The sequence below is a fragment of the Roseovarius mucosus genome, assembly GCF_002080415.1.
Taxonomy (GTDB): Bacteria; Pseudomonadota; Alphaproteobacteria; order Rhodobacterales; family Rhodobacteraceae; genus Roseovarius; species Roseovarius mucosus_A.
On the sequence record NZ_CP020474.1, the window covers coordinates 3,707,502 to 3,732,892 of the forward strand.

The 25,391-nt window shown below is 61.5% G+C and carries 18 protein-coding genes; 7 read left to right on the plus strand and 11 right to left on the minus strand.

The window, feature by feature from the left end:
• Positions 1 to 2: 2 nt before the first annotated feature.
• On the minus strand, positions 3 to 2,813 hold the full coding sequence (locus ROSMUCSMR3_RS21710) for a nidogen-like domain-containing protein (protein WP_081508219.1): 2,811 nt from the start codon (positions 2,811 to 2,813) through the stop codon (positions 3 to 5).
• 115 nt (positions 2,814 to 2,928) lie between these two features.
• Positions 2,929 to 4,725: a pre-peptidase C-terminal domain-containing protein gene (locus ROSMUCSMR3_RS17770; RefSeq protein ID WP_081508220.1), complete on the minus strand. Its 1,797-nt coding sequence runs from the start codon at positions 4,723 to 4,725 to the stop codon at positions 2,929 to 2,931.
• A 145-nt stretch (positions 4,726 to 4,870) separates the two neighbouring features.
• Here ROSMUCSMR3_RS17770 and gatB point away from each other — a divergent pair, with 145 nt between their 5' ends.
• A complete protein-coding gene (gene gatB / locus ROSMUCSMR3_RS17775; RefSeq protein WP_081508221.1) occupies positions 4,871 to 6,385 on the plus strand; it encodes an Asp-tRNA(Asn)/Glu-tRNA(Gln) amidotransferase subunit GatB in 1,515 nt (504 codons plus the stop codon).
• Positions 6,386 to 6,439: 54 nt separating this feature from the next.
• Here gatB and ROSMUCSMR3_RS17780 read toward each other — a convergent pair whose 3' ends face one another.
• The gene (locus ROSMUCSMR3_RS17780; RefSeq protein WP_081508222.1) at positions 6,440 to 7,216 is read right to left on the minus strand and encodes a 2OG-Fe(II) oxygenase; all 777 of its coding nucleotides are present in this window, start codon (positions 7,214 to 7,216) and stop codon (positions 6,440 to 6,442) included.
• A gap of 30 nt (positions 7,217 to 7,246) precedes the next feature.
• A complete protein-coding gene (locus ROSMUCSMR3_RS17785) occupies positions 7,247 to 8,005 on the minus strand; it encodes an FkbM family methyltransferase (protein WP_157667356.1) in 759 nt (252 codons plus the stop codon).
• 292 nt (positions 8,006 to 8,297) lie between these two features.
• Here ROSMUCSMR3_RS17785 and ROSMUCSMR3_RS17790 point away from each other — a divergent pair, with 292 nt between their 5' ends.
• Positions 8,298 to 9,926 carry an AMP-binding protein gene (locus tag ROSMUCSMR3_RS17790; protein WP_008280259.1) on the plus strand — a complete coding sequence of 543 codons (1,629 nt, stop codon included), beginning with the start codon at positions 8,298 to 8,300 and terminating at the stop codon, positions 9,924 to 9,926.
• A 98-nt stretch (positions 9,927 to 10,024) separates the two neighbouring features.
• Positions 10,025 to 11,413, plus strand: a complete 1,389-nt coding sequence (locus ROSMUCSMR3_RS17795; RefSeq protein ID WP_008280260.1) for a bifunctional enoyl-CoA hydratase/phosphate acetyltransferase — start codon at positions 10,025 to 10,027, stop codon at positions 11,411 to 11,413.
• A 6-nt stretch (positions 11,414 to 11,419) separates the two neighbouring features.
• Here the strand turns inward: ROSMUCSMR3_RS17795 and ROSMUCSMR3_RS17800 are convergent, their stop codons facing one another.
• The 5 genes from ROSMUCSMR3_RS17800 to ROSMUCSMR3_RS17820 all read right to left on the minus strand — a co-directional run bounded on the left by ROSMUCSMR3_RS17800 (position 11,420) and on the right by ROSMUCSMR3_RS17820 (position 16,617).
• The gene (locus tag ROSMUCSMR3_RS17800; RefSeq protein ID WP_081508224.1) at positions 11,420 to 13,375 is read right to left on the minus strand and encodes a sensor histidine kinase; all 1,956 of its coding nucleotides are present in this window, start codon (positions 13,373 to 13,375) and stop codon (positions 11,420 to 11,422) included.
• Positions 13,376 to 13,463: 88 nt separating this feature from the next.
• The gene (locus ROSMUCSMR3_RS17805) at positions 13,464 to 14,480 is read right to left on the minus strand and encodes a Fe(3+) ABC transporter substrate-binding protein (RefSeq protein ID WP_081508225.1); all 1,017 of its coding nucleotides are present in this window, start codon (positions 14,478 to 14,480) and stop codon (positions 13,464 to 13,466) included.
• Positions 14,481 to 14,567: 87 nt separating this feature from the next.
• Positions 14,568 to 15,377 carry a metal ABC transporter permease gene (locus ROSMUCSMR3_RS17810; RefSeq protein WP_081508226.1) on the minus strand — a complete coding sequence of 270 codons (810 nt, stop codon included), beginning with the start codon at positions 15,375 to 15,377 and terminating at the stop codon, positions 14,568 to 14,570.
• A complete protein-coding gene (locus ROSMUCSMR3_RS17815) occupies positions 15,377 to 16,138 on the minus strand; it encodes a metal ABC transporter ATP-binding protein (RefSeq protein ID WP_081508227.1) in 762 nt (253 codons plus the stop codon). The genes ROSMUCSMR3_RS17810 and ROSMUCSMR3_RS17815 overlap by 1 nt, the downstream gene beginning before the upstream one ends.
• Complete coding sequence (locus ROSMUCSMR3_RS17820) at positions 16,129 to 16,617, minus strand: Fur family transcriptional regulator (RefSeq protein WP_037297240.1); 489 nt, start codon at positions 16,615 to 16,617, stop codon at positions 16,129 to 16,131. Before ROSMUCSMR3_RS17820 ends, ROSMUCSMR3_RS17815 begins: the two co-directional genes overlap by 10 nt.
• 108 nt (positions 16,618 to 16,725) lie before the next feature.
• On the opposite strand from ROSMUCSMR3_RS17820, the gene ROSMUCSMR3_RS17825 reads away from it, so the two are divergent.
• Positions 16,726 to 17,775 (plus strand): zinc ABC transporter substrate-binding protein, encoded by a 1,050-nt coding sequence (locus ROSMUCSMR3_RS17825; protein WP_237183479.1) that lies wholly within the window; start codon positions 16,726 to 16,728, stop codon positions 17,773 to 17,775.
• A gap of 126 nt (positions 17,776 to 17,901) precedes the next feature.
• Positions 17,902 to 19,785 (plus strand): acyl-CoA synthetase, encoded by a 1,884-nt coding sequence (locus ROSMUCSMR3_RS17830; protein WP_008280267.1) that lies wholly within the window; start codon positions 17,902 to 17,904, stop codon positions 19,783 to 19,785.
• Between the two features lie 116 nt (positions 19,786 to 19,901).
• Here the strand turns inward: ROSMUCSMR3_RS17830 and ROSMUCSMR3_RS17835 are convergent, their stop codons facing one another.
• Positions 19,902 to 21,467: a 2-isopropylmalate synthase gene (locus tag ROSMUCSMR3_RS17835; protein WP_008280268.1), complete on the minus strand. Its 1,566-nt coding sequence runs from the start codon at positions 21,465 to 21,467 to the stop codon at positions 19,902 to 19,904.
• A 262-nt stretch (positions 21,468 to 21,729) separates the two neighbouring features.
• Here ROSMUCSMR3_RS17835 and ROSMUCSMR3_RS17840 point away from each other — a divergent pair, with 262 nt between their 5' ends.
• Together ROSMUCSMR3_RS17840 and ROSMUCSMR3_RS17845 are read left to right on the plus strand one after the other, a co-directional pair.
• Complete coding sequence (locus ROSMUCSMR3_RS17840) at positions 21,730 to 22,395, plus strand: SDR family oxidoreductase (RefSeq protein ID WP_081508229.1); 666 nt, start codon at positions 21,730 to 21,732, stop codon at positions 22,393 to 22,395.
• Complete coding sequence (locus ROSMUCSMR3_RS17845) at positions 22,389 to 23,918, plus strand: cryptochrome/photolyase family protein (protein WP_081508230.1); 1,530 nt, start codon at positions 22,389 to 22,391, stop codon at positions 23,916 to 23,918. The genes ROSMUCSMR3_RS17840 and ROSMUCSMR3_RS17845 overlap by 7 nt, the downstream gene beginning before the upstream one ends.
• Here the strand turns inward: ROSMUCSMR3_RS17845 and ROSMUCSMR3_RS17850 are convergent, their stop codons facing one another.
• Positions 23,919 to 25,331, minus strand: a complete 1,413-nt coding sequence (locus ROSMUCSMR3_RS17850) for an MORN repeat-containing protein (RefSeq protein ID WP_081508231.1) — start codon at positions 25,329 to 25,331, stop codon at positions 23,919 to 23,921.
• Positions 25,332 to 25,391 lie beyond the last annotated feature (60 nt).

A 25,391-nucleotide genomic window follows, 5' to 3' on the forward strand; every position in this document is an offset into this window, starting at 1 on the left:
AACTAAAGGAACGTGAAATCATCCACCGTCAGTTGCGCGGCGGTGACGCCTTCGACGAGGATGGTGTTGCCATTCACCGTCATCTGCGCGCCGCCCGCCACGTCGACGATGTTCATCGCCGTGACGAAACCCGCCAGACCGTTGCCGCCGTTGTTGATGTTTTCAACGCCAGTATCGGGATCGAAACGGCGGATGAAGAAACTATCCAAACCGTCCTCGAAATCGGTGATCACATCCGCCTCGCCATCGAAGAAGGACGAAAAGACAAACTGATCAGCCCCGGTTCCGCCGGTGATCACATCGTTGCCAGCACCTGCATTGATCGTGTCATTGCCCGCGCCGCCATCGATGGTGTCGTTGCGCCCGCCGCCTGCGAGGAAGTCATTGCCCTCGCCGCCAAGGATGCTGTCGTCGCCTTCACCGCCGCCGACGCTGTCATTGCCCGCACCGGCATCAATGGTGTCCTGTCCGGTGCCGCCGCCGATATCATCCGCGCCCTCGCCGCCGTCGATGAGGTCATTGCCAAAGCTGCCCGACATGCTGTCGTTGCCATCGCCGCCCGAGAGCGTGTCATCGCCCGCGCCGCCTGCGACCACGTCATTGCCAGCCCCGCCGGTCACGGAATCCGCGCCAAAGCCGCCGCCCAGAATGTCGTCACCATCGCCACCGTCCAGGGTGTCATCCCCCAGACCGCCGCCGATATTGTCGTTGCCCGCCCCGCCAATGGCCAGATCATTGCCATCAGAGGACGAAATCCGGTCATCGCCAGCACCGCCGTCGAGGGTGTCATTGCCCTCGCCGCCGCTGAGCTGGTCATTCCCGCCGCGCCCCTCGAGCCGGTCATCGCCACCCAGACCGCTGAGCGTGTCGTCAAGCGTGGCCCCGAGCAGGGTGTCATTGCCTTCGGTGCCTTCGAGGTTGAGCGAGACCGGATCAGCGGTGGTGACGGTTTCGGTCACTGAGGCAGGCACCTCGGCGGCAGAGTCGAAGAACGAGCTATCGCCTGTCAGGGCAAAGTCGAGCACGGCGTTTTCGAAATTGGGCGTGCCTTGGATCAGGCCCGCATCGAGCGCCGCAGCAATCGCGGCGTCCCGCACCGCCGGGTCGAGCGTGTCGAGGCTGACAATCTCGCCGGGGAATTCGGGCAAGTAAAACCCATCAAGGCTTTCGCCCGCGTCATAGGTAAAGAGGCTGTCCGCCTCAGAGGCGACGCGCCAATCCTCGCGGTATTGACCGTAGAGATCGGCAAAGGCAAAGGGACGGGCCAGCACGGTGCCATCGGCGCGCGCGACATCATTGCTGGCGTCGCCGTCGCCATCGCCCAGCAGACCTTCGAGACGCCCCAGCAGCTCTTCGTTGAGGCGCACGTCGATATCGACCCGCCCATCGCGCACGATCACGCGCACCTGGCTGTCGCCATTGCCGACCACGTTATCTGCGCCCGCATAGACGATGATATAGGTATCGCCTTCACGGAAAATACGGTCATTGCCAACCGCGACAGAGCCGAAATCCTCAATCTCGGTGGCCACGCCGCCGATATGCAGCGGGGTCGTGTCATTGGCGTCGATCATCACTGCCGTGCCGCCGAGATTGGTGGCGATGGCCTGATTGACGCTGACGTTATCGCCCACTGGCACCATGCGCGCCTGAAGCTCGAAATCGCTGTCGGTGCCACGCAGCAGCACGAATTCGCCCGCCGCCTGGAAATCATAGCCGACGCCGTCGAGTGTCGCGAGATGCGGGTCACCCGCAACCCAACCGCCCGCGCCGACCGGCGGCAGAAGCGGGACGATAGAGTCGACCACGCCGCCGTTGCGCACGGCAAAGTTCCAGATGCCGATCAGTCCGGTATTGCCGGGGATCACATCCAGGCTGAGGATTTCATCCTGATTGCCGGATTGCGGCAGCTCAAAGAACGTGCCTTCGACGCCGGTGCCCGATGTATAGCCCGCGCGCGCAACCGTGCCGCCAAGGCCGTTGGTGCCGCCGCTGGCGTTGCCGGTTGTCCAGTTCACCTCTTCATAGCGGAACTGAATGTCGAAATCGCCATTGCCACGATCCGTGAGGATAAGTTGGAAGGCGTTGAGCAGGTCGGTGCGCGAGCTAAAGTAGCCGACATCGTCCCATGTGACGATAAGTTGGTCGCCCAGCGTGTTGAAATCCCAATGCACAAGGTTGCTGCCTTGCGAGTTTCCGCCCGGGGTTGGGGCAACTTCGCCGCCGCGGGTGTCGACATCCGCAAAGAACGGCGTGATGTTGGGGTTGTTGCTGACGCCTGTGATCACGTCGGGCGTGAAGGTGCCGCGCGGTCCGGTGAAGGTCACCGAGCCGTTGTTGTTGATCCAGAGACCTTGGTAAACGGTGCCAAAGAAATTCAGCCCGTTCTCGAAGATCGGGGTGATGTCGATCTGTACGGTTGAGCCGTCATCGTTGCGGGCCAGAAAATCCTCGCCGAACCCGGCATCGCCGCCCAGACCCCGGATCAGGCCGGGGCTGGTGTTGTCTGGGTTGAGCAGCACATCGGTGCTGATGTTGTCGAATTGCAGGCGCTGGATATTGACTAGAATGTCGGTGTCGCCGGTTGCGGTATGGGTGATCGTGCGCTGTGCACTTTCATTCACGCCGGTGCTGTAATCGGCGGCATTGCCCGCGAAGACGGCCGTATCGAACCCCGCGCCCCCATCCAGCAGATCGTTCCCCGCGCCACCTGTTAGCGTGTCATCCCCAGCATTCGCAGTGATCGTATCGTTATCGGCGGTGCCGACAAGATCGTCAGCCTCCGGTGTTCCCGGAATTACAAGACCTTCCATGGTAAAACTCCCCAGTTTTCCAAATGCGCCTTATTCAAACACTATGTTCACGATTCTGTGAAGTGCTTTATATTCGGAGTTTCGCATGCATGAATTTGGGGGGAGGGGGAGACCTTTAGAGGAACGTGAAATCCTCCACGGTGAGTTGCGCGGCGGTGATGTCTTGGACGATCACAGTCTGTCCGTTGAAGGAAATTTCTACGCCGCTGGCAGTGTCGACGATGCCCAGCGTTTCGAAGTGCGCTGCTGATGAGGGGGCTGTGGGTGGCTCTGGTGTATCCATGGCCATGAACCGAATGACGATAAGGTCGACGCCATCTTCGAAATCGAGAACACTATCGGTTTCTCCCTCTTTAGCGACGGTGAATTCGAAGTGATCTGCACCCGCGCCGCCGCTGAGTACGTCGTCGCCACGTGCGCCGTTGACCGTGTCATTGCCATCGCCGCCCTCAATCGTGTCCGCACCGCTGCCACCCGAGAGGTCGTCATTGCCGCTCCCGCCTTGGATGCTGTCGTCGCCCTTGCCGCCGCCGACTTGGTCGTCACCTGCGCCGCCGATGATCGTATCTCGGCCTGTGCCACCGCCAATCTGGTCGGCCCCGTCGCCCCCATCAATCCGGTCATCGCCCGCGCTGCCGGACAGGCGATCATTGCCCGCGTCGCCCGTGATGCGGTCATTGCCGGACGCACCGGCAACTATGTCATCGCCCGCGCCCCCCGAGAGGTAATCCGCGCCGCTGGCACCCGTGAGCGTGTCATGGCCGTCGCCACCGTCCAAGGTATCACGGTCCCAGCCACCGGACAAAAAATCATCCCCGAGACCGCCCGTGATCAGGTCGTTTCCTGAGCCACCGCCAACGGTGTCGTCGCCATCGCCTGCGTCAATCGTGTCATTGCCCAGCCCGCCACCAATATTGTCATTTCCAGCATCGCCGGTGAGGGAGTCATCCCCCAATCCGGCGCTGAGGGAGTCGTGACCTTCACCGCCGTTGAGGGTGTCGTGGCCGAGACTGCCGTTCAGGCGGTCATCCCCGCTCTCGCCGAATATCTCATCACCGCCCTCCTGACCAAAGAGCCTGTCGTTGCCATCGCCGCCCAAAAGCGTATCGTTTCCTTCGTCCCCCGCGAGACGATCATCACCGGCAAGACCGTTGAGAAAATCATCGTCACGATTTCCCAAGAGCGTGTCATTCCCAAGGGTGCCGACTTCGGTCAAAGGGAGAATCGCGTCTACCCATGTGACGGAATAGGGGTTGGGAAAAAAGTTGGCATATCTGTCGTATCCCACTGCATATCGCGCGCTGACATAGAATGTGCCGGACTCGTCTGGAATGTAGGTCACATACTTGTTTGACGCTCGTGCGTCCGAGCTTGCGAGGCTTTCTCCATTGGCATCCCGCACCGACAGATCGGAGAGCGTGATGCCGTCCAGTTCGAAGCTCGCGGCCTCACCCGCGGTCAATTCCACTGCGAACCAGTCATAGTCGTTGCCGAAATCCATCTGCGCCTGGACCGAGGTGTTGGGGGCCAGCGTCGCGTGCGTGGTCACATCGCCGGGGACGTCGTCTTGAAACACGTTGGCCCGGATGACGTAGTTGTCCAAGTCGCCGCCCATGGTGCCGAATGTTGCGCCGATGGAGATGAAATGCCGCCCGGATTGCTGCGGTGAGAAAACAAAAACGTTGTCTTGGTCGGACCGCAGCTCTGGGTCGCCGGTGTTGTTCATAAGCGTTATCTCATCGGGTGACAGGATTTGGACAAAAGGCAATCCCATGTCGATTTCGAACCGATAGGCAGTGTCTGCCTCAAGGTTTACCGCGATCCAGTCCCGACCGTCCGCGACGCTGCCACTGACGGAGCCACCGATTTCCAAAAACCCAGTTGTCTGCGCATTTGCGGTAAAATTATCCATAATATCATGTCCTTGTCTTGGAAATGGCGGTCGGCCCTTTAGTGTTTTCACGATTCTTGGTGGAGGTCTATGCCCCTCTTTCCCTGTTGCCCCCTTCGTGCGCCTGTCCTAGAACGCCTCTGATATGTCAGCCGGAGGCAGTGCCATGCTCGATCTCGCCTATGAAACGCCGAAACCTCGCGTCATTGCGGGGGCCAAGCATGATTGGGAACTGGTGATCGGGATGGAGGTGCATGCGCAGGTCGCCTCGAAATCCAAGCTGTTTTCCGGGGCGTCCACGCAATTCGGGGCGGAGCCCAATTCCAATGTCGCCTTTGTCGATGCGGCGATGCCGGGCATGTTGCCGGTGATCAACGAATTCTGTGTCGAACAGGCGGTGCGCACGGGGCTGGGCCTTAAGGCCAAGATCAACCTTTGGTCGGCCTTTGACCGCAAGAACTATTTCTACCCCGATCTGCCGCAGGGCTATCAGATCAGCCAGCTCTATCATCCGTTGGTGGGCGAGGGCGAAATTTTGGTTGATATGGCCCCCGGCGTGGCGCGTCTGGTGCGGATCGAGCGCATCCATATGGAGCAGGACGCGGGCAAGTCGATTCACGATATGGACCCGGCGATGTCCTTTGTTGACCTGAACCGCACCGGCGTCTGCCTGATGGAAATCGTGAGCCGCCCGGATATTCGCGGGCCGGAAGAGGCCGCCGCCTATGTCACCAAGCTGCGCCAGATCCTGCGCTATTTGGGCACCTGCGATGGCAATATGCAGAATGGCAATCTGCGGGCGGATGTGAACGTATCGATCTGCCGCCCCGGCCAGTATGAGAAATACATGGAGACGCAGGATTTCAGCCATCTGGGCACGCGCTGCGAGATCAAGAATATGAACTCCATGCGCTTTATCCAAGCGGCCATCGAATATGAGGCGCGCCGCCAGATCGCGATTGTCGAGGCGGGCGGCACGGTGGTGCAGGAAACCCGGCTCTATGATCCGGACAAGAACGAGACCCGGTCCATGCGCTCCAAGGAAGAGGCGCATGATTACCGCTATTTCCCCGATCCCGACCTCTTGCCGCTGGAGATCGAGCAGGCTTGGGTGGATGAGATTGCGGCCAACCTGCCGGAACTGCCGGACGCCAAGAAGGCGCGGTTTGTGCTGGAATTCGGGCTATCGGAATATGACGCCAACGTGCTGACCGCTGATCTGGCCAATGCCGCCTATTTCGAGGCGGTGGCGGCGGGCGCGGGCGATGGTAAGCTGGCGGCGAATTGGGTGATCAACGAGCTCTTTGGACGGCTCAAGAAAGAGGATCATTCGATCGAGGACAGCCCGGTCAGCCCGGCGCAACTGGCAGGCATCGTGCGGCTGATCAAGTCGGACGCCATTTCCGGCAAGATCGCCAAGGACCTCTTTGAAATCGTCTATACCGAGGGCGGCGATCCCGAAGAGATCGTCGAGGCGCGCGGCATGAAGCAGGTGACGGACACCCGCGCGATTGAACAGGCCGTGGCCGAGATCATCGCCGCCAACCCCGCACAGGTGGAAAAGGCGAGAGGAAACCCCAAACTCGCGGGCTGGTTCGTGGGGCAGGTGATGAAAGCCACGGGAGGCAAGGCCAATCCCAAGGCGGTCAATGACATCGTGATGGCGAGGTTGGGGCTGTAAAAGGCCCCGGGCCATCCCGTCGCGGCGCATGGCCGCGACGCAGGCCTCTTACGCTCAGCTCTTCGGAACCTCGATATTGATCGTGAGGGACCGGCGGAACATGTCGGGGCGGGGGGCCTTGATCGGCTCGACGGCGTGCCAGGAATTGAAGGTCTTGACGAAGATCATGCATTGGTTCGAGTTGAACTCGTAGCAATCGAGCGTGTCCACCTCTTCGAACGGCAAGAACGTGTTGCGGAAGTTGAAGCTGCGCGTCTTGTCCTTGGGCCAGACGACCGAAGTGCCGCCGCCATATTCCGGCTTCCATTCGCCCGGCGCGACCATCGAGACGACCACGGTGATCAGTTTGGCGGGCGCGTCTGTGTGCGGCAGGATCGAGCCGCCATCGCCCGGCATCATCGAGAATTCAAAGCGCGAGCGCAGCGGAGTCTTGCGCCGCTCGACCAAGGCCGCGCCGCAGAGCGCCTCGGTCAGGCGCAGGCCAAGGCGCGCGCCGGGCGTGTTGGTGAGCACCATCTTGCGGCCAAGGTCGAGGTCGATGTTGTGGCTGGCCAGAAAATCGACGATGCCGCGCACGAAGCGTTCGCTTTTGACCTCGTCGTGAAAGCGTTTCCAGACCGGGGTCGACTTGATGAAGTCGTGATACTGTTTGGCGTTGTTCACCTCGGAGAGGGAATATTTGTTGCCCAGCTTGGGCATGAACTGAAACCGCTCGGTGTCGGGCCAGTTGTCCAGCATCTCTTGATAGAGGTCGGCGTCAAACACCGGCTTGGCAAAGGCGATGGGAAAGGGATCGTGGCGGACGTCAGCGCCGTCGAGATTGAACATCATGGGTGTCTCCTTGTTCGGGCGGTGCGGGTCTTAGGCCGCAGCCGGAGCGTAGATTGCGTTATGCGCAATCAACACCGGATCGGCGCCGCGTGCAAGTTTGCGTAAACCGATGTCGGTGCGGTGCCGCTTTTGCGCCCGGTAGCCAAGCCCGTCCATGAAGGCATCGAGATCCTCTGCGTAGTGGGGGCTGACCTCGACCTGAACTGAGCGCGGGCGTTTGGCCGAGCCAAGCACGTTGCGCATCCCCGCCATGACCAGAAGCTCGTTGCCGTCGACATCGACCTTGATCACATCGGGTGTGGGCACGATGCCTTCGGCAACCAGATGATCAAGGGTAAAGGCGGCCTTGAATTCGCGCAGGACCGGCACGAAGGGGCGCTCGTGCCCATCAAGGGTGCGGTCAAGCTGGCTCATGGCCGAGCCTGCCGTCGCCTCGATGATATTGAAGTCGAAAAAGCCGTTACGGTCGCCCAAAGCGGCCGAAATCACCTTGGCGCGGCTGCTCAGGCCGTTCAACGCCATGTTTTGCATCAGGCTGAGCGCATTGGCGGCATGCGGCTCGAAGGACAGGATATGCCCGGTCTCGCCCACAAGGTTGCCGGAAAAGACCGAGTAGAGGCCGACATTGGCCCCGATGTCGCAAAAGGTATCGCCGGGGCGCAGCGTGTCGCGCAGCCAGCGGATCGTGCCCTCTTCCTTTTGCAGGAGAGTGACGGCGCGTTTGTATTCGGTGTAGCTGCGGCACGCGAACCGGTAGCTACCTGCGTCGGTCCGGACCTCGATGGTCATGCTGAGGGCATGCGCAAGCGCGAAGCGTAATCTGAACAATCGACTGGTCAAGACATTTGGGCGGCGCGTGCCGGAAACAATCATACAAATACCTTTCAGAATCACGCCGCCCCGTGCTGAAATTTTGCACACGTCGCTTCGTCCCCTTAGTGCTGCGATTTGAACCTGTAAAGTTACTTTTTGAGCGTGAAAGCACGCTCTCACAGGCTCTGGGACACGTGTTTGGCAATTGCATCGCTCTGGCATTGCTCTATTCCTTGGACGGATCCGCAGGGACAAGAGGAGGTGCGCGATGGGCTGGATGAAGGAGGAGACCGGGCTGGAGAAATGCGCCGCGAATTTTGTGGCGCTGACGCCGCTGTCGCATCTGAGGCGCGCGGCGCAGATATTTCCCGATCGTGAAGCGCTGGTTTATCGCGGCACGCGGCGCACCTATGCAGAGTATCACGCGCGCGTCTCGCGGCTGGCCTCGGCCTTGGTCAAGCTGGGGATCGAGCCCGGCGATGTGGTGGCGACCCTCCTGCCCAATATACCTGCCCATTGCGAGGCGCATTTTGGGGTGCCCGCCTGTGGCGCGGTGCTCAATGCCATCAACACAAGGCTAGAGGCCGATACAATCGCCTATATTCTCGATCATGGCGGGGCGCGGGTGGTGCTGTGCGATCCGCAATTCCTGCCGGTGCTGGCGCAGGCAATCGAGTTGATGGAAGGCCCACCGCCCGGCGTGGTCGAGGTGGCGGATGATGCGGCGGGCGTGCATGCCCATGGGCATTACATGGAGTATGAGGAGTTGCTGGCCTCTGGCGATCCCGATTTTGCATGGATCATGCCCGAGGATGAATGGGAGAGTTTGGCGCTCAATTACACCTCTGGCACCACCGGGCGGCCCAAGGGCGTGGTCTATCACCATCGCGGGGCGTATCTGATGACCATGGGCACGGTCGTGAGTTGGCAATTGCCACGCTATCCGACCTATCTGACCATTGTGCCGCTGTTTCATTGCAACAACTGGAACCATGTCTGGCTGATGCCGATGCTGGGGGGCAGGGTGGTTTGCTGTCGCGATATTACGGCGCGGGCGATTTATGACGCGATTGCCGATGAGGGGGTCACGCATTTCGGCGGTGCGCCCATCGTGCTGAATATGATCGTCCATGCCAAAGAGGGCGAGCGGCGCGCGTTCGACCATGTGGTCGATGTGTTCACCGCAGGGGCCCCGCCGCCCGCCGCAACATTGGCGGCGATCGAGCCGTTGGGCTTTACCGTGACGCAGGTCTATGGCCTGACCGAGACTTATGGTCATGTCACCGAATGTCTGTGGCAGGATGGCTGGGATGCCCTTCCTGAGGACGAGCGCTATACGATCAAGGCGCGCACCGGGGTTTTGATGCCGATGATGGAAGAGATCACGGCAATGGACCCCGAAACCATGGCGCAAATCCCGATGGATGGCGCAACCTTGGGCGAGATCATGATCCGGGGAAATTCGGTGATGAAAGGCTATCTCAAGAATCCGGCGGCGACCGCAGAGGCGTTTCGCGGGGGGTATTTCCATTCCGGCGATATCGCGTTTCAGCATCCCGACGGCTATCTCAAGATCGCGGATCGGGCCAAGGATATCATCATTTCAGGTGGCGAGAATATTTCCTCGGTCGAGGTCGAGGGGGTATTGATGCGCCATCCTGCCGTGATGCTTTGTGCCGTGGTCGCCAAGCCGGATGAGAAATGGGGCGAGGTGCCTTGCGCCTTTGTCGAGTTGAAGGACGGGGCCGAGGTGAGCGAGGCCGAGTTGATCGCCTTTGCGCGTGAGCGGCTGGCGGGGTTCAAGACGCCCAAGGCGGTGGTGTTTCAGGAATTGCCCAAGACATCCACCGGCAAGATCCAGAAATTCGAACTGCGCCAGAGCGCCCGCGCGCTTTGATTTGGCGGGCTGCGTCATACGCCTGACACAGGCCCGCGTTTGGGTGGGATGAGGCTGGGATAGGGCGCGCGCAGGCTGCAGGGCAGGAGGTTTGCCGGATGAAGATCGAGAACCGCGTCTTTGACGAGTTGCAGGTGGGGCAGAGCCAGAGCCTGCGGCGGCTGTGCACGCAGGATGATTTGCTGGTCTTTGCCAATATGTCGGGCAATCACAACCCGATGCATCTCTATGATCTGGATGGCGATGGTGATGGTCAGCCCGAGGCCTATGTGCCGGGGATGTTTCTGGGAGCGCTGATATCGGCGGTCTTGGGCAATCTTTTGCCGGGGGCGGGAACGCTTTACCGCGCGCAAAGCCTTGTGTTTCACAACCACGCCCATGCCGGGGACGAGGTTGAAAGCCGGGTCACCGTGACGGATCGCAATGACCGCGACATGACCGTGACGCTGGCCACTGAGGTGCGGCGCCTGCGCGATGATGCGCTGATCGTATCGGGCGTGGCGGTGGTCGAGGCCCCGCGCCGCAAGCTGAACTATTCCAGCCACGATCTGCCCGGCCTTATCGTGCAGCGGCACCGGCATTTCGAAAAGCTGCTCAAGCGGGCGGAGCCGCTCGAGCCGCTGGTAACGGCGGTGGTCTGTCCCGAAGAGGTCAATTCCTTGGGCGGCGCGCTGCGCGCGCGGGCGCATACGCTGATCGCACCGATCCTGATTGGCAATCCCATCCGCATTGCGGCTGCAGCGCAAGCGCTGGAGGCGGATCTGACAGGGATCGAGATCATCGCAGAGCCAGACCCCGAGGCCGCCGCCCGGCGCGCTGTGGCGCTGGTGCAGGCGGGGCGGGCAGGGGCGGTGATGAAGGGGCATCTGCATACCGACCAACTCTTGCGGGCGGTGCTGGACAAGGCGGCGGGGCTGCGCACCGCGCGGCGGCTGACGCATATCTTTGTGATGGACGTGCCGGGGCTGGCGCATCTTTTGTTGGTGACGGATGCGGCGATCAACATTACGCCTGATCTGCGCGCCAAGATGGACATCGTGCAGAACGCGATTGATCTGGCGCTGAGCCTTGGGATCGAGATGCCAAAGGTCGGCGTTCTGTCGGCGGTCGAGACGGTCAATCCCGATCTGCCCTCGTCGATTGATGCGGCGCTCTTGTCCAAGATGGCCGAGCGGGGGCAGATCACCGGCGGGCTGGTTGATGGGCCACTGGCGATGGATAATGCCGTTGATATGGCCGCAGCACGGACCAAGGGGCTGTCATCGCCGGTGGCGGGACGGGCGGATATTCTGGTGGTGCCCAATCTTGATGCGGGCAATATGCTGGCCAAGCAATTGACCTATCTCGCCCATGCCGAGGCGGCGGGTGTGGTGCTGGGCGCGCGGGTGCCGATCATTCTCAATTCGCGGGCGGATGACGATATGGCACGGCTGGCGTCCTGCGCCGTGGCAGCGCTGCATCATGCCTGGCTGACCGGGCCGGGCTGATCGCGCTTAGCCGGGCAGCCAGACGGTGAATTCCGCGCCGCCTTCAACACGATTGCGCACGGTGATCCGTCCGCCTGCCTGTTGGATCAGGGTCTGACTGACCGAGAGACCAAGCCCGGTGCCTTCGCCCTGTTTGGTGGTGAAGAACGGATCGAACACCAGCGGCAGCTTGTCTTTGGGAATACCGGGGCCGGTGTCTGCAACCAAGAGCGCGGCACCGGGGCAGCTGCCGCGATCCTCGGGACGGGTGGTGAGGGTCAGGTGACCGGGCGTTTTCATGGCCTGCGCTGCGTTGGTGACAAGGTTGATGATCACCTGCTGCAACTCACCCGGATTGATGCGCACCGGTGGCGTGTCGGGATGGGCGTTCAGCGTCACCGTATGCCCGGATCTGGTTACAACGTGATCCACCAGAACAAGACAATCGCGCAGGACACTGGCCAGATCGACATTTTCCTCAAAGGTGCCGAATTCGCCGGGGCGGGCGAATTGCAGCAATTTGCCCACGATGGCCGTGATCCGCCCGATCTGACGGTCAATGAGGTTAAGTTCGGTGATCACCGGTTCGGTGTGCGCCCCCAGCGTCTGGCGGATCACGTCAAGATTGCCTTGGATCACCGCCGCCGGGTTGTTGATCTCATGGGCAACACCGGCGGTGATCTCGCCGATGGAGGCCAGTTTTTCGGACATCACCAGTTGCTGATAAGTGGTCTCAAGCTTGGCATTCGCCTCGCGCAATTCGGCGGTGCGGGCCTCGACGCGGGCGTTCAGGTCTTCGTTCCATGCGCGCAGGGCGCGGTCGCGTTCCTGCACCTGATCGAGCAGCGTGTCGAGATGGGCCGCCACGGTGCCAATCTCGTCGCGTGCGGCGATGGGGCCGATGCGTGCGGTCATATCGCCGGCTTCGACCTCTTCCATGGTGCGGGTCATGCGTTCGAGCGGGGCAAAGATATTGCGCGCAAGCCTGAGAAAGAGCGGCGCGCTGACGGCCAGAACAACCAGAAACGCGGCAAGAACCAGTAGGTAGGCGCGCCGTTTGGCGGCATCAAACGGGGCCTGAAGAAAACCCACGTAAAGCATGCCCACCCGTTTGCCAAAGCTGTCGGTCAGGGGACGATAGGCCGAGATATACCAGTCATTGACTACGAACGCGCTATCAAGCCAGGTCTGGCCCTTGTCGAGCACGGTGGCGCGCACCGCCGCCGAAACCCGCGTGCCAAGCGCGCGTTCGCCCGCAAAGAGCCGCACATTGGTCGATACGCGCACATCCTCGAGAAAGAGCGTGGCGGTGCCTTGGCGGTCGCCGGTGGTGCCGGTGTCGCGGTACACCAGCGCATTGATTGTGTCGATGAAATCAAGATTGCGGTTGAGCAGAAGCCCACCGATCAGCACACCTTGCGCCCCGATTGCTGTAACTGGCGTGGCGCTGTGCACGACCATGCCGCGATCCTCGGTCTGGCGGCTGGTGGGCTGCGCGGCAACAGTCGCAACAAGCGGGACGCGCGCGCGATTGGCAAGGGTTACGCCGGTCTGGGGCAGCGAGAGCAGATCGCCGGGCGTGAAAATGTCGATCTCGGTGGCGGGTTGGCCGCGTAGGGCGGTGTCGATCACCGGCCAATCGGCCGAGCGTTTGCGCGCCTCGTGCTGCGGCATAAAATAGAGAAAATCAAGGCCAAGCGCGCGACGGTTCTCTTCCAGAAACGCGGGCAGGCCGGCGGGAGAGGTGCGCGCCACCTCGTCAAAGCGCAAAGAGCGGGCCAGGCTTGTGACCTCAGAGCCGGTGCTGGTCAGCAGGCGTTGCAGATATTGGTCTGCGATGCGCAGATCACTGGCCACATTGGTGATCAGCAGGTTGTCATAATTCGCAGACCAGCGGTTGATCGCCACCAGCAACAAAAGCGGCATCAGCACCGCCAAGGGCAAAAGTGCCAGGATCAGCAATCGTAGCCGAACGGATGTCATGAAAAAGCCGGGCCCCTGTTGAGGAGCCCGACCTTAGGTCAATCATGCAAGCCGCGCAATCGTGCAGGGCCGCAGAGGGGGTGACGAATCAGTTCCAGCCAACTTCGTTGAAGATGGCCTGTGCCTTGGCGGCATTCGCGCCAAAAGAGGCGGTGGGCGTTGTGCTGTCGGGTTTGAACTCGCCCAGCTTGGCCACATGCTCGCCGATATCCACACCGGCCAGCACCGGGTATTCGTTGTTGCCATTGGCGAATTGCTCTTGTGCGGTTTCGCTGGCGAGGAATTCGAGCAGGGCAAGCGCCTCTTCCGGGTTGGGGGCGTTGACGGCAATGCCCGCCGCCACAAGGTTCATATGCGCGCCCCGGTCTTCCTGATTGGGCCAGACCCAGCCGATGCCGTCGATGCCGCTGGTCAACCCGTCCACGTCCCCGGCAAGGCCACGGGCAAAGTAATAGGTGTTGGAGACAGCGATATCACATTCGCCCGACACGATGCCGCGCAGCTGATCGGTATCCCCGCCCTCTGGCGCGCGGGCCATATTGGCGACGATGCCTGCCGCCCACTCTTTGGCCGCCTCTTCGCCATGCACTTCGATGATCGAGGCCAGCAGCGACTGGTTATAGACGTTCGACGAGGATCGAATGCAGATCTGGCCCTGGTATTTGGGGTCGGCCAATTCCTCGTAGGTTTGGGGCGGGGTCTCGACCCGGTCCTTGGCGTAGAAGATGATGCGCGAGCGCTGCGAGAGGCCTGTCCAGAGATTGTCGGGATGGCGCAGATTGGCCGCGACATTGCTCTCGATCAGATCCGAGGAAAAGGGTTGCAACAGGCCCTCATCCACCGCGCGCGAGACATTGCCCACATCGACGGTCATGAACACATCCGCCGGGCTGTTGGCGCCTTCGGCCTTCATGCGCTCGATCAGCTCGGCTTCTTTGCCTTCGATCCGGTTGATCTTGATGCCGGTTTCCTTGGTGAAAGCCTCGTAAAGCGCATCATCCGAATCGTAATGGCGGCTGGAATAGAGGTTGACCTCTTGCGCCAGCGCAGGGGCGGTCAGGGCAAGCAGAGCGGTCACGCTCAGGGCGGCTTTGATCGGGTGCATCAGGGGTCCTTTCGAGGTATCCGAGTGATTTGATAGGATATCTCTCGTATTTCCGACAAAAAGAGTCAAGGGTGATTTCCGACTGTTTTAGTCGGATGCCGCGCCGCGATGCCGCAGGCCGCTGCCGATCAGGGCGGTCGTGGCAAAGATCAGCGCCGCGACACAGACGATCGTCGGCCCTGTTGGCGTATCGAACTGGAACGAAAGCCGCAAACCGCCCAAGGCAGAGCCCCCCGCAATCAGCGTGGCGATAGCCGCCATGCGTTCAGGCGTTGCGGCCAAGGGGCGCGCGGCAGCGGCGGGCACGATCAGCATGGCGGCGATGAGCAGCACGCCCACCACCTTGATCGCCACGGCAACCACGACGGCCAGTGCCAGCGTCAGCACAAGCTGTTCGCGGCGCGGGTCGATACCGGCGGACCACGCAAGATCCGGGCTGAGCGTTGCCGTCAAAAGCGCCTGCCAGCGCCATGCAAGCAGGCTGAGCACGAGGGCTGCGCCGCCCCAGATCACCAGCAAATCGGCCCTGCTGACCGCCAGAATATCGCCGAAAAGATACGCCATAAGGTCAATCCGGACGCCCGACAGAAAGGACACCGCCACAAGGCCAAAGGCCAGCGCCGAATGGGCCAGAACGCCCAGCATCGTATCCATGGCAAAGCCGCGCCCCGAAAGGGTGGAGACCGTGGTCGCCATGATCAGCGACATGGCCAGCGCGCCAACAAAGACTGACATCGAAAAGGCCAGCGCCATCGCCACGCCCAGGATTGCGGCATGGGCTGTGGCATCGCCGAAATAGGCCATCCGCCGCCAGACCACAAAGCTGCCCAAGGGGGCGGCGGCCAGTGCCACACCTAGGCCAGCAAGGGCCGCGCGCACCATGAAATCATCCAGCATTATTCGGCGGCCTCGTGGCTGTGGGGGTGATCATGTGCAGGACCGTGGTCATGGTCATGGGCGTGGTTGTGTTCATGCCGATAGAGCGCCAGCGCGCCTTGGGTGCCGGTGCCAAAAATCGCGCGATATTCCTCGGCTTGGGCGACCACCTCGGGGTGGCCTTCGCAGCAGATATGTCCATTGAGGCAGATCACCCGGTCAGAGGCGCTCATCACCACATGGAGTTCGTGGCTGACCATCAGAACGCCGCAGTTCAATTCGCGCCGCACCTCTTCGATGCGGCGGTAAAACGCGGCAGAACCGGGTTGATCAAGCCCCTGCGTGGCCTCGTCGAGGATCAGCAAATCCGGCTTTTCCAGAAGCGCACGCGCCAGCAGAACACGCTGAAACTGCCCGCCCGAGAGGTCTGTCATTTGTCGATTGCGCAGGTCTGGCAACCCCGCCTGTTCGAGAGCGGCGCGCGTGGCCTCGGCCGGGTGGTGGCGTGGCAGGCTGAGAAAGCGGGTGACGGTCAGCGGCAGCGTTGGGTCGATATGCAGCTTTTGCGGCACATAGCCGATGCGCAGGCCGGGGCGGCGGATAATCTCGCCGCGTGCCGGTTTCTGCGCCCCGATCAAGGTGCGCAGCAGCGTGGATTTGCCCGATCCATTCGGGCCGACGATGGTCACGATCTCGCCCCGGTCGAGCGCAAGGCTGACATTCGACAGAACCGTCGAGCGGCCAAACTGAACGGTCAGCCCCTTGGTTTCGATCAGGCGCATGGCTGGGCGCTCTCGCGACATTGCGGACACAGGCCCATCGCCTCGACCACTGCCTGTTCGATGGTAAAGCCCGAGTCGGCGGCGGCCCGGCCCAACATCCCCTTTGAGGGTTCGGCATGGGCCTCGGCCACCGCATCGCATTGGCGGCAGATGAGGAACGCGGGCGTGTGATCCTGCCCCGGATGGGTGCAGGCGATAAAGGCGTTCAGGCGCTCGATCTTGTGAACAAAGCCATGTGTCACAAGGAAATCCAGCGCCCGATAGGCCACTGGGGGCTGGGAGCCCAACCCCTCGCTACGCAGCGTGTCGAGGATTTCATAGGCCCCCATGGCGCGGTGTTCGCTGAGCAGGATTTCCAGCACGCGACGGCGGACGGGGGTGAATTGCAGCTTGTGGCGGGCACAATGCGCCTCGACAGCGGCGAGGGCGGCGCGCATGCAGCCCTTGTGATCATGCGCCTCGAATCCGATCGTATCCATCTTGCCCTCCGTCAGTGTTGCCCGTGGGATCATTTGGGGGTTGATATGTTATAGGGTTACATTTATCAAGTGGCGCTAAATGTTATGATATCACATATGGAGACTGCCATGCCGATCCGTTTTCTTGCTCCACTCAGCCTTGGGATGACGCTTGCCTCAGCCGCGATGGCCGACGCGCCCCGAGTGGCCACGGATATTGCGCCAGTGCAATCGTTGGTGGCGCGGGTGATGCAGGGGGTGGGCGAGCCTGATGTGATCGTGCGCTCGGGTGCCTCGCCGCATGGCTATGCAATGCGCCCCTCCGAGGCGGCGGCACTGGAAGAGGCCGATCTGGTCTTCTGGATGGGTGAGGGGCTGACGCCGTGGCTGGAAGGCGCGATTGATGCGCTGGCATCCGAGGCACATGCCGTGGAGTTGCTGGGGGCTGCGGGCAGCCGCGTCTTGCCGTTCCGGGAGGGGGTTGCGTTTGAGGCGCATGCGGATCACGGGCATGAAGATCATGGGCATGAAGATAACGACCACGAAGATCACGGGCACGAAGATCATGGGCACGAGGACAAGGGCCACGAGGATCATGCGGAGGCGCATGATCACGACCATGATCATGACCACGGACATGGGCACGATCACGCCCATGGCGGGGCCGATCCGCATGCTTGGCTTGATCCCGCGAATGCGCAGGCTTGGTTGGGATTGATCGCGCAGGAATTGTCCGAGCATGACCCGGAGAATGCCATGATCTATGCCGCCAATGCAGAGACAGCGCAGGCGGAATTACAGGCCCTGTCCGAAGAGATCAAAGCGCAGTTGGCCCCGGTGCGGGATGTGCCGTTTTTGGTGTTTCACGATGCCTATCAGTATTTCGAGACCGCCTTTGACATTTCCGCAGCGGGGGCGATTTCGCTAAGCGATGCGGTGGCGCCGGGACCGGCCCGAATTGCCGCCTTGCGGGAAATGGCTGAGGCGCGCGGCGTCACTTGTGTCTTTTCCGAGCCGCAGTTCGATCCCAAGCTGGTCGAAACGGTGTTTGGCGAGGGGGTGTCGCATGGCGTGATTGATCCGCTCGGCAGCCAGCTTGCGGCAGGGCCGGGGCATTATCCGCAGATGCTGCGCGATATGGCTGGCGCGATGGTCGCCTGTGTGTCGGGGGCAAGTTAGAGCCACGCGGTACAAATGCGTCAAAACGCAGCGTAAATCTTGCACGAACCTGAATTCCCGCACATTCTGCCGTGAACGGGAGAAACCCGCGCCGGGAACGCGGGATAAATCAGGGAGGACGGACCGATGGCGTTCATGACGCGACAGGATGCGCTCGACATCCAGAACGAAATGCCTTGGGCGGCGCGCGAGCGGCCCCAAACGATCTATCAAATGTTGAGCAATGTCGCGCGTAGCTTTCCGGACAGGCCCGCAATCAGCTATCAGCTGTTTTCCGGTGCAACGGACAAGGCGCAAACCCTGACATGGCAGCAGTTCCATGATCAGTGCTGCCAAGCCGCCAATCTGTTTCGCAGCCTCAAGCTGGGTGAGGGCGATGTGGTGGCGCTGGTATTGCCCAACTGTCTGGAAACCGCGGTTGCAACGATTGGCGGGATGATCGCGGGCATCGTCAACCCAATCAACCCGCTGCTCGAGCCAGAGCAGATCAGCGCCATCCTGCGCGAGACAGGGGCCAAGGTGGTGGTCACGCTCAAGGCGTTTCCCAAGACCGACATCGCGCAAAAGACCGCCGAGGCGGTGCGCCACGCGCCGAGCGTGCATACGGTGATCGAGATTGACCTCAACCGCTATCTCACGCCGCCGAAAAGCTGGATCGTGCCCCTCGTGCGGCCCAAGAACCCGGTGCAGCACCATGCCGATTGTCTGGATTTCAACAAGGCGATCGCGCGTCAGCCCAAAACGCTGAGCTTTGCCGATAGCACAGGTGACCGGGTTGCGGCCTATTTCCACACCGGCGGCACCACCGGCATGCCCAAGGTGGCGCAGCACAAATATTCCGGCATGATCTACAATGGCTGGATCGGTCACACGCTGCTCTTTACCGAGCAGGACAATGTGATGTGCCCGCTGCCGCTGTTTCATGTGTTTGCGTGTCATGTGATTCTGATGGCGATGATCAAATCGGGCGCGCATGTGGTGTTTCCGACGCCCGCAGGCTATCGCGGCGAGGGCGTGTTTGATAATTTCTGGAAGCTGTGCGAGCGCTGGAAGATCAGTTTCATCATCACCGTGCCCACGGCCGTTTCGGCGCTGATGCAGCGCAAGGTTGATGCGGACCTGTCGACCGTCAAGAACGCCTTTTCCGGATCGGCCCCGATGCCGCTTGAACTGTTCAACCGGTTCGAATCGGCCACCGGCATTGCGGTGATCGAGGGCTATGGCCTGACCGAGGCGACCTGCCTTGTCTCGGCCAATCCGCCCGAAGGCGAAAAGAAGGTGGGATCGGTGGGGGTGCCGTTTCCCTATACGGATGTGCGGATCATCAAGGGCACGCCGGATGGGCCGATGGATTGCGCCGTCGATGAGGTGGGCGAAATCTGCATTTCCAATCCGGGCGTTTACGCCGGCCATACCTATACCGAGGGCGACAAGAACCGCGATCTTTATTACCATGGCGACTACCTGCGCACTGGCGATCTAGGCCGGATTGATGCGGAGGGTTATCTCTGGATCACAGGGCGCGCCAAGGATCTGATCATCCGGGGCGGGCATAACATCGACCCCGCCGAAATCGAAGAAGCGCTGATGGTGCATAAGGCGGTTGCCATGGCCGGGGCCATTGGTCAGCCGGATGCCCATGCGGGCGAAATCCCCTGCGCCTATGTCGAACTGGTGGCCGGGGCCACGGTCACGGGCGAGGAGCTGCTCGAGCATTGCAAGCGGCATGTGCATGAGCGCGCGGCGGTGCCCAAGCATGTCGAGGTCTTGGCGGAATTGCCGAAAACCGCCGTGGGCAAGGTGTTCAAGCCCGACCTGCGCAAGCTGGCGATCACGCGGATTTACAATGCGGCCTTGGCCGATGCCGGAGTTGATGCGCGGGTGACATCTGTGGTGGATGACAAGAAACTTGGGCTTGTGGCCAAGGTATCGGGGTCTGCCAGTGCCGAGGGCGAGGCCGTGGGGCATGTGCTGGGCCAATTCGTGCGGCCTTGGGATTGGGCGAAGTAGGGCGCGCTTGCGCGTCCCGCGCGGCTCGGCCAAGGAACGCATGACACCAGAGCACCGACAAGAAAGCCCGGATGATCCTGTCATCCGGGCTTTGCTGTTCTGTGCTCAATGGACTGTTACGATACGTCTTTGTAGCTGACCTCGCGCGCGTCGCTGCCGGTTTTCTCGCGGCGCACGAGCAGGCGGTTGAGGGCGTGGACATAGGCCTTGGCCGAAGCCACGACCGTATCGGTATCCGCCGATTGGCCCATTACGATGCGCCCTGCCTCTTCCATCCGCACGGACACGGTGGCCTGTGCGTCTGTCCCTTCGGTCACCGCGTGCACCTGATAGAGTTGCAGCCGCGCCTCATGCGGAAAGAGCGCTTTGACCGCGTTGAACGTGGCATCGACGGGGCCGTCGCCGGTGGCCTCGGTCGAGACCTCGCGCCCGTCAATGTCCATCGTCAGCGTCGCCTGTTGCGGGCCATCGGTGCCGCAGATCACGCGCAAGTGTTTGATCTGAAGGCGGTTATTGTCGGGGTCTACGCCTGCGTTGACGAGCGCCACAAGATCGTCATCGTAGATTTCTTTCTTGCGATCTGCCAATTCCTTGAAGCGGACGAACACATCGTTGAGCTGGTTGTCGGCCAATTCATAGCCCAAATCCTTGAGCTTGGAGCGCAGCGCCGCGCGGCCTGAATGCTTGCCCATGACGATATTGGTCTCGGTAAGACCGACATCCTCGGGGCGCATGATCTCGAATGTCTCGGCGTTTTTGAGCATGCCGTCCTGATGGATGCCGCTTTCATGCGCAAAGGCGTTCTTGCCAACAATCGCCTTGTTGAACTGCACCGGAAAGCCCGACACGGCGGCAACCCGGCGCGAGATGTTCATCAGCTTGCGGGTATCGACGCCCGTTTCATAGGGCATGATGTCGCCGCGCACCTTGAGGGCCATCACCACCTCTTCCAATGCGGTGTTGCCTGCGCGTTCGCCAAGGCCGTTGATCGTGCATTCGATCTGCCGCGCGCCGCCAGCGACGGCGGCCAGTGCATTGGCCGTCGCCATGCCCAAATCGTTGTGGCAATGGGTGGCAAACACCACCTCATCGGCCCCCGGCACGGTGGCGATCAGCCGACGGATGAGCGAGGCCGATTCCTCGGGTGCGGTATAGCCCACGGTATCGGGGATATTGATCGTGGTCGCCCCCGCCTTGATCGCAATCTCGACCGTGCGGCAGAGATAATCCCATTCGGTGCGGGTGGCATCCATCGGCGACCATTGCACATTGTCGCAGAGGTTGCGGGCATGTGTCACCGTTTCGTGGATACGCTCGGCCATTTGGTCCATGTCGAGATTGGGAATGGCGCGGTGCAGCGGCGAGGTGCCGATAAAGGTATGGATACGCGGGCGGGCGGCGTGTTTCACCGCCTCCCAGCAGCGGTCGATATCCTTGAAATTGGCCCGCGCGAGGCCACAGATCACGGCATTTTTCGAGTTCTTGGCTATCTCGCTGACGGCGTTGAAATCGCCCTCAGAGGCGATGGGAAAGCCTGCCTCGATGATATCGACGCCCATGTCATCGAGCAGCCCGGCAATCTCGAGCTTTTCGGCATGGGTCATGGTGGCGCCGGGGCTTTGTTCGCCGTCGCGCAAGGTTGTGTCAAAGATGACGACGCGATCTTTAGAGGTGTTGGTCATGTTGGTCTCTTTCAAAAAATCCTAAGCCTGCGGCGCGAAACGGCACATCCTCTGAGCGGTCGCGCCAAGACGGCACGCTCAGAGGCGGCTTAGGCCTAGCAGGACAGCCCGAGCGGCACGCCGAACGGCGTGGGGCAAGGGCGTGATATGATCCTGCATCAACATGGGCGAAACTATAGGCATGCGGCGCGGCGATGAAAACCCCGAAATTGCGCTTGGCTTTGGGGGTTGAAGCTGTGCTGGCTTCGGCTAGGTCTGCGCCATGGAAAAAGCATTGATCATCGGCGCTTCGGGCGGCATCGGGCAGGCTGTAAGCGCGGCCTTGGAAGCGCGTGGTGTGACGGTCACGCGCCTGTCGCGCAGCGGCGACGGTTTGGACGTGACCGATGAGACGTCGGTTGCGGCAGCCCTTGGCGCGCTGGACGGACCGTTTGACCTGATATTGGTGACGACCGGCGCGTTGGAAATTGCCGGGGCCGCGCCGGAAAAGGCGCTGCGGCAGGTGAGCGCGCAGGCGATGCTGGATCAATTCGCGCTCAATTGCGTGGGGCCGTCCTTGGTGCTCAAGCACAGCCTGCGCCTTTTGCCGCGCGAGGGGCGGGCGGTCTTCGCCGCACTCTCGGCGCGGGTGGGGTCGATTGGCGACAATAATTTCGGCGGTTGGTATAGCTATCGCACCGCCAAGGCGGCGCTGAATCAGATGATCCACACCGGCGCGATTGAATTGGGGCGCAGTCACCGAGGGGCGATATGCGTGGCCTTGCATCCGGGCACGGTTGAGACAGAGTTTACCCGCAAATATCTGGGGCGGCATCCGGCGGTGCCCGCAGCGCAGGCGGCAGAGAACCTGCTTGGCGTCATCGAACGCTTGCGGCCCGAGGAGAGCGGCGGCTTTTTTGATTGGCAGGGGGCAACCGTGCCATGGTAGCGCGGCTGCTGTTGGTGCTGGGGGATCAACTCAGCCCGGATCTTTCGGCGCTGCGCGCGGGCGACAAGACGCGCGACGTTGTGGTCATGGCCGAGGTGAGGGATGAGGGCAGCTATGTGCCGCACCATCCCAAGAAAATCGCGCTCATCCTGTCGGCGATGCGGCATTTCGCGGAGGCGTTGACGGCCGAGGGCTGGCAGGTGGCCTACACGCGGCTGGACGATCCTGCGGCCACGCCCTCGATTGTGGGGGAATTGATGCGGCGGGCCGAGGAATTTGGGGCTTCTGAGGTGATCGCTACGCAACCGGGGGAATGGCGGTTGATCGAGGCCCTGTCGGACGCCCCGTTGACGGTGCGGCAACTGCCGGACGATCGGTTCGTCTGTTCGTTGGCAGAGTTCGACCGATGGGCCGAGGGGCGCAAAGAGCTGCGGATGGAGTATTTTTACCGCGAGATGCGCCGCAAGACCGGGCTGATGATGGAGGGCGACCAACCGGCGGGGGGCAAGTGGAATTTCGACCATGACAACCGCAAGCGGGCGCAGGCGGATTTGCTGCGCGAGGGGCCGTTGCGGTTTGAACCGGATGCGATCACGCAAGAGGTGCTTGATCTGGTCGAGGCACGGTTTGGCACCCATTTCGGAGCGCTGCGTCCGTTCTGGTTTGGCGTGACGCGGGATGCGGCGGCGCAGGCGTTCGACCATTTCGCGCGGCACCTGCTGCCGGGGTTCGGCGACACGCAGGATGCGATGCTGGAAGGGGATGCGTTCCTGCATCATTCGGTGATTTCGATGTATATGAACATCGGATTACTTGATCCTGTGGATATCTGCGCCCGTGTTGTTGAGGAATGGAAAGCAGGCCGGGTGCCCATCAATGCCGCCGAGGGCTATATCCGGCAGGTGATCGGCTGGCGCGAATATATGCGCGGTATCTATTTCCGTGAGGGGCCGGACTATGTGACGCGCAACGCGCTGGGACATAAGCGCAAGTTGCCGGCGATGTTCTGGGGGGCCAAGACGCGCGTGAACTGTGTCGCCCATGCCGTTGAGACCACGGCAAAAGAGGCTTATGCCCATCACATTCAGCGCCTGATGGTGACAGGCAATTTCGCGCTTTTGGCCGGGATTGACCCGGGCCAGGTGCATGAGTGGTATCTGGCGGTCTATGCCGATGCCTTTGAATGGGTCGAGGCCCCGAATGTGATCGGGATGAGCCAGTTTGCCGATGGCGGCATTATCGCAAGCAAACCCTATGTGAGTTCGGGCAATTACATCGACAAAATGTCGGATTACTGCCGGTCCTGCGCCTATTCCGTCAAGGAAAAGACGGGCGACAATGCCTGCCCCTTTAACCTGCTATACTGGGATTTCCTGATCCGGAATCGCGACCGGTTCGGGCGCAATCCCCGTATGGGGCCGGTTTATCGCACATGGGACAAAATGGAGGCGAGCCGCCGTCAAGCGGTGCTTGATGGGGCGGCGCGCGTGTTGGACGATCTTGATGCAGATCGGGCGATCTGATCACTCGGTCTGGGTTGTCGCCCCGGAGAGCGCGCCATCTTCCCATGTGCCGCTGGCCTCTTGGCCGCTGGCATAGCGCATAGTGCCTTCGCCCTGCCGCTTGCCCGCACGGAACATGCCCTCATAGACATCGCCATTGGTGTAGGTGGCCACACCCCGGCCAGAGATTTCGCCGTTCTGCCATTCGCCCTCGTAGACAAAACCATCGGGCATGGTGATCTTGCCTTGCCCGTGGCGCTGGCCTTCGACGAACCCGCCCACATAGATCGTGCCATCGGGATAGGTGGCGGTGCCAGTGCCGTGACGCTGGCCGTCCTGCCATTCCCCCTCGTAGCGATAGCCGTCGGGGTAGGTCATAACCCCCGTGCCATGGTTGCGGGCGTTCTTGAATTCGCCTTCATAGACAAGGCCATTGGGATAGGTGGCACGCCCCGCGCCCTCGATCACGCCGCCAACCCATGACCCTTCATAGGTTGCGCCGTCCGGATAGGTGATGCGCCCCTCGCCATTGGCCAGATCATCGCGGAACTGCCCTTCATAGACCGAACCATCGGGATAGGTCACGCGCCCCTGACCCGAGATTTTGCCCGCGACCCATTCGCCCTGATAGAGATAGCCATCAGTGCCGGTGAATGTGCCCTGACCATGGCGGCGGTCCTCCTTGAAGGCCCCCTCATAGAGATCGCCATTCTGATAGGTCACACGGCCCGTGCCTTCGCGCCGTCCGGCAACAAGATCGCCCTCATAGACATCGCCATTGGGCTGCGTGAGTTTGCCCTTGCCGTCAATCTCTCCGGCGCGCCACGTGCCCTGATAGATCAGCCCATCGGGCATGGTGAGCGTGCCCTCACCCTCGCGCGCACCACGTGCAACAGCCCCCTCATAGACCGCGCCATCAGGATAGGTGATCTTGGCCACGCCTTCCTTTACGCCATTCACCCAATCGCCGTCATAGATATAGCCACCGGGGCTTTGCATCCGGCCGCGCCCGTGGTGCATGGCATTCAGAAACCCACCCTCGTAGCGCACGCCGTTGGCGTAGATGGCCACACCTTGCCCGGTGATCTTGCCATCTTCCCATGCGCCCTCATAGGTGCCGCCATCGGTGAACACGATCTTGCCGATGCCATTGGGTTTGCCGCGCGCGAATTCGCCCTCATAGACCGAGCCATTGGGAAAGCGCGCCACGCCCTTGCCCCTGATCTCGCCTTCGACCCATTCGCCGGTATATTCATAGCCATTGGGCAGGGTATAGCTGCCGGTGCCATGTTGCAGCCCGTCCTTGAACGTGCCCTCATAGATGCCGCCATCGTCATATTGCTTGGTCTGCACCTCCGCATCCTGAGCGGCGGCCATACTGGCCGCACCAAGTGCGATGCTCAGAAGGATGGGTCTTGTGCGCGAAAACGTCATATTTGCCCCGATGCCCGATCCCGCCCGATGATGCGGCGGCTGAGGCAAATCTAGAGGACG

Excerpts from the sequence above, each read along its gene's own strand:
- ROSMUCSMR3_RS17770 (WP_081508220.1), bottom strand. The coding sequence starts at position 4,725 with ATGGATAATTTTACCGCAAATGCGCAGACAACTGGGTTTTTGGAAATC.
- ROSMUCSMR3_RS17835 (WP_008280268.1), bottom strand. The coding sequence starts at position 21,467 with ATGACCAACACCTCTAAAGATCGCGTCGTCATCTTTGACACAACCTTG.
- ROSMUCSMR3_RS21710 (WP_081508219.1), bottom strand. The coding sequence starts at position 2,813 with ATGGAAGGTCTTGTAATTCCGGGAACACCGGAGGCTGACGATCTTGTC.
- ROSMUCSMR3_RS17815 (WP_081508227.1), bottom strand. The coding sequence starts at position 16,138 with ATGCGCCTGATCGAAACCAAGGGGCTGACCGTTCAGTTTGGCCGCTCG.
- ROSMUCSMR3_RS17825 (WP_237183479.1), top strand. The coding sequence starts at position 16,726 with ATGCCGATCCGTTTTCTTGCTCCACTCAGCCTTGGGATGACGCTTGCC.
- ROSMUCSMR3_RS17810 (WP_081508226.1), bottom strand. The coding sequence starts at position 15,377 with ATGCTGGATGATTTCATGGTGCGCGCGGCCCTTGCTGGCCTAGGTGTG.
- ROSMUCSMR3_RS17850 (WP_081508231.1), bottom strand. The coding sequence starts at position 25,331 with ATGACGTTTTCGCGCACAAGACCCATCCTTCTGAGCATCGCACTTGGT.
- gatB (WP_081508221.1), top strand. The coding sequence starts at position 4,871 with ATGCTCGATCTCGCCTATGAAACGCCGAAACCTCGCGTCATTGCGGGG.
- ROSMUCSMR3_RS17820 (WP_037297240.1), bottom strand. The coding sequence starts at position 16,617 with ATGGATACGATCGGATTCGAGGCGCATGATCACAAGGGCTGCATGCGC.
- ROSMUCSMR3_RS17830 (WP_008280267.1), top strand. The coding sequence starts at position 17,902 with ATGGCGTTCATGACGCGACAGGATGCGCTCGACATCCAGAACGAAATG.
- ROSMUCSMR3_RS17845 (WP_081508230.1), top strand. The coding sequence starts at position 22,389 with ATGGTAGCGCGGCTGCTGTTGGTGCTGGGGGATCAACTCAGCCCGGAT.
- ROSMUCSMR3_RS17795 (WP_008280260.1), top strand. The coding sequence starts at position 10,025 with ATGAAGATCGAGAACCGCGTCTTTGACGAGTTGCAGGTGGGGCAGAGC.
- ROSMUCSMR3_RS17805 (WP_081508225.1), bottom strand. The coding sequence starts at position 14,480 with ATGCACCCGATCAAAGCCGCCCTGAGCGTGACCGCTCTGCTTGCCCTG.
- ROSMUCSMR3_RS17800 (WP_081508224.1), bottom strand. The coding sequence starts at position 13,375 with ATGACATCCGTTCGGCTACGATTGCTGATCCTGGCACTTTTGCCCTTG.
- ROSMUCSMR3_RS17790 (WP_008280259.1), top strand. The coding sequence starts at position 8,298 with ATGGGCTGGATGAAGGAGGAGACCGGGCTGGAGAAATGCGCCGCGAAT.
- ROSMUCSMR3_RS17780 (WP_081508222.1), bottom strand. The coding sequence starts at position 7,216 with ATGATGTTCAATCTCGACGGCGCTGACGTCCGCCACGATCCCTTTCCC.
- ROSMUCSMR3_RS17840 (WP_081508229.1), top strand. The coding sequence starts at position 21,730 with ATGGAAAAAGCATTGATCATCGGCGCTTCGGGCGGCATCGGGCAGGCT.
- ROSMUCSMR3_RS17785 (WP_157667356.1), bottom strand. The coding sequence starts at position 8,005 with ATGACCATCGAGGTCCGGACCGACGCAGGTAGCTACCGGTTCGCGTGC.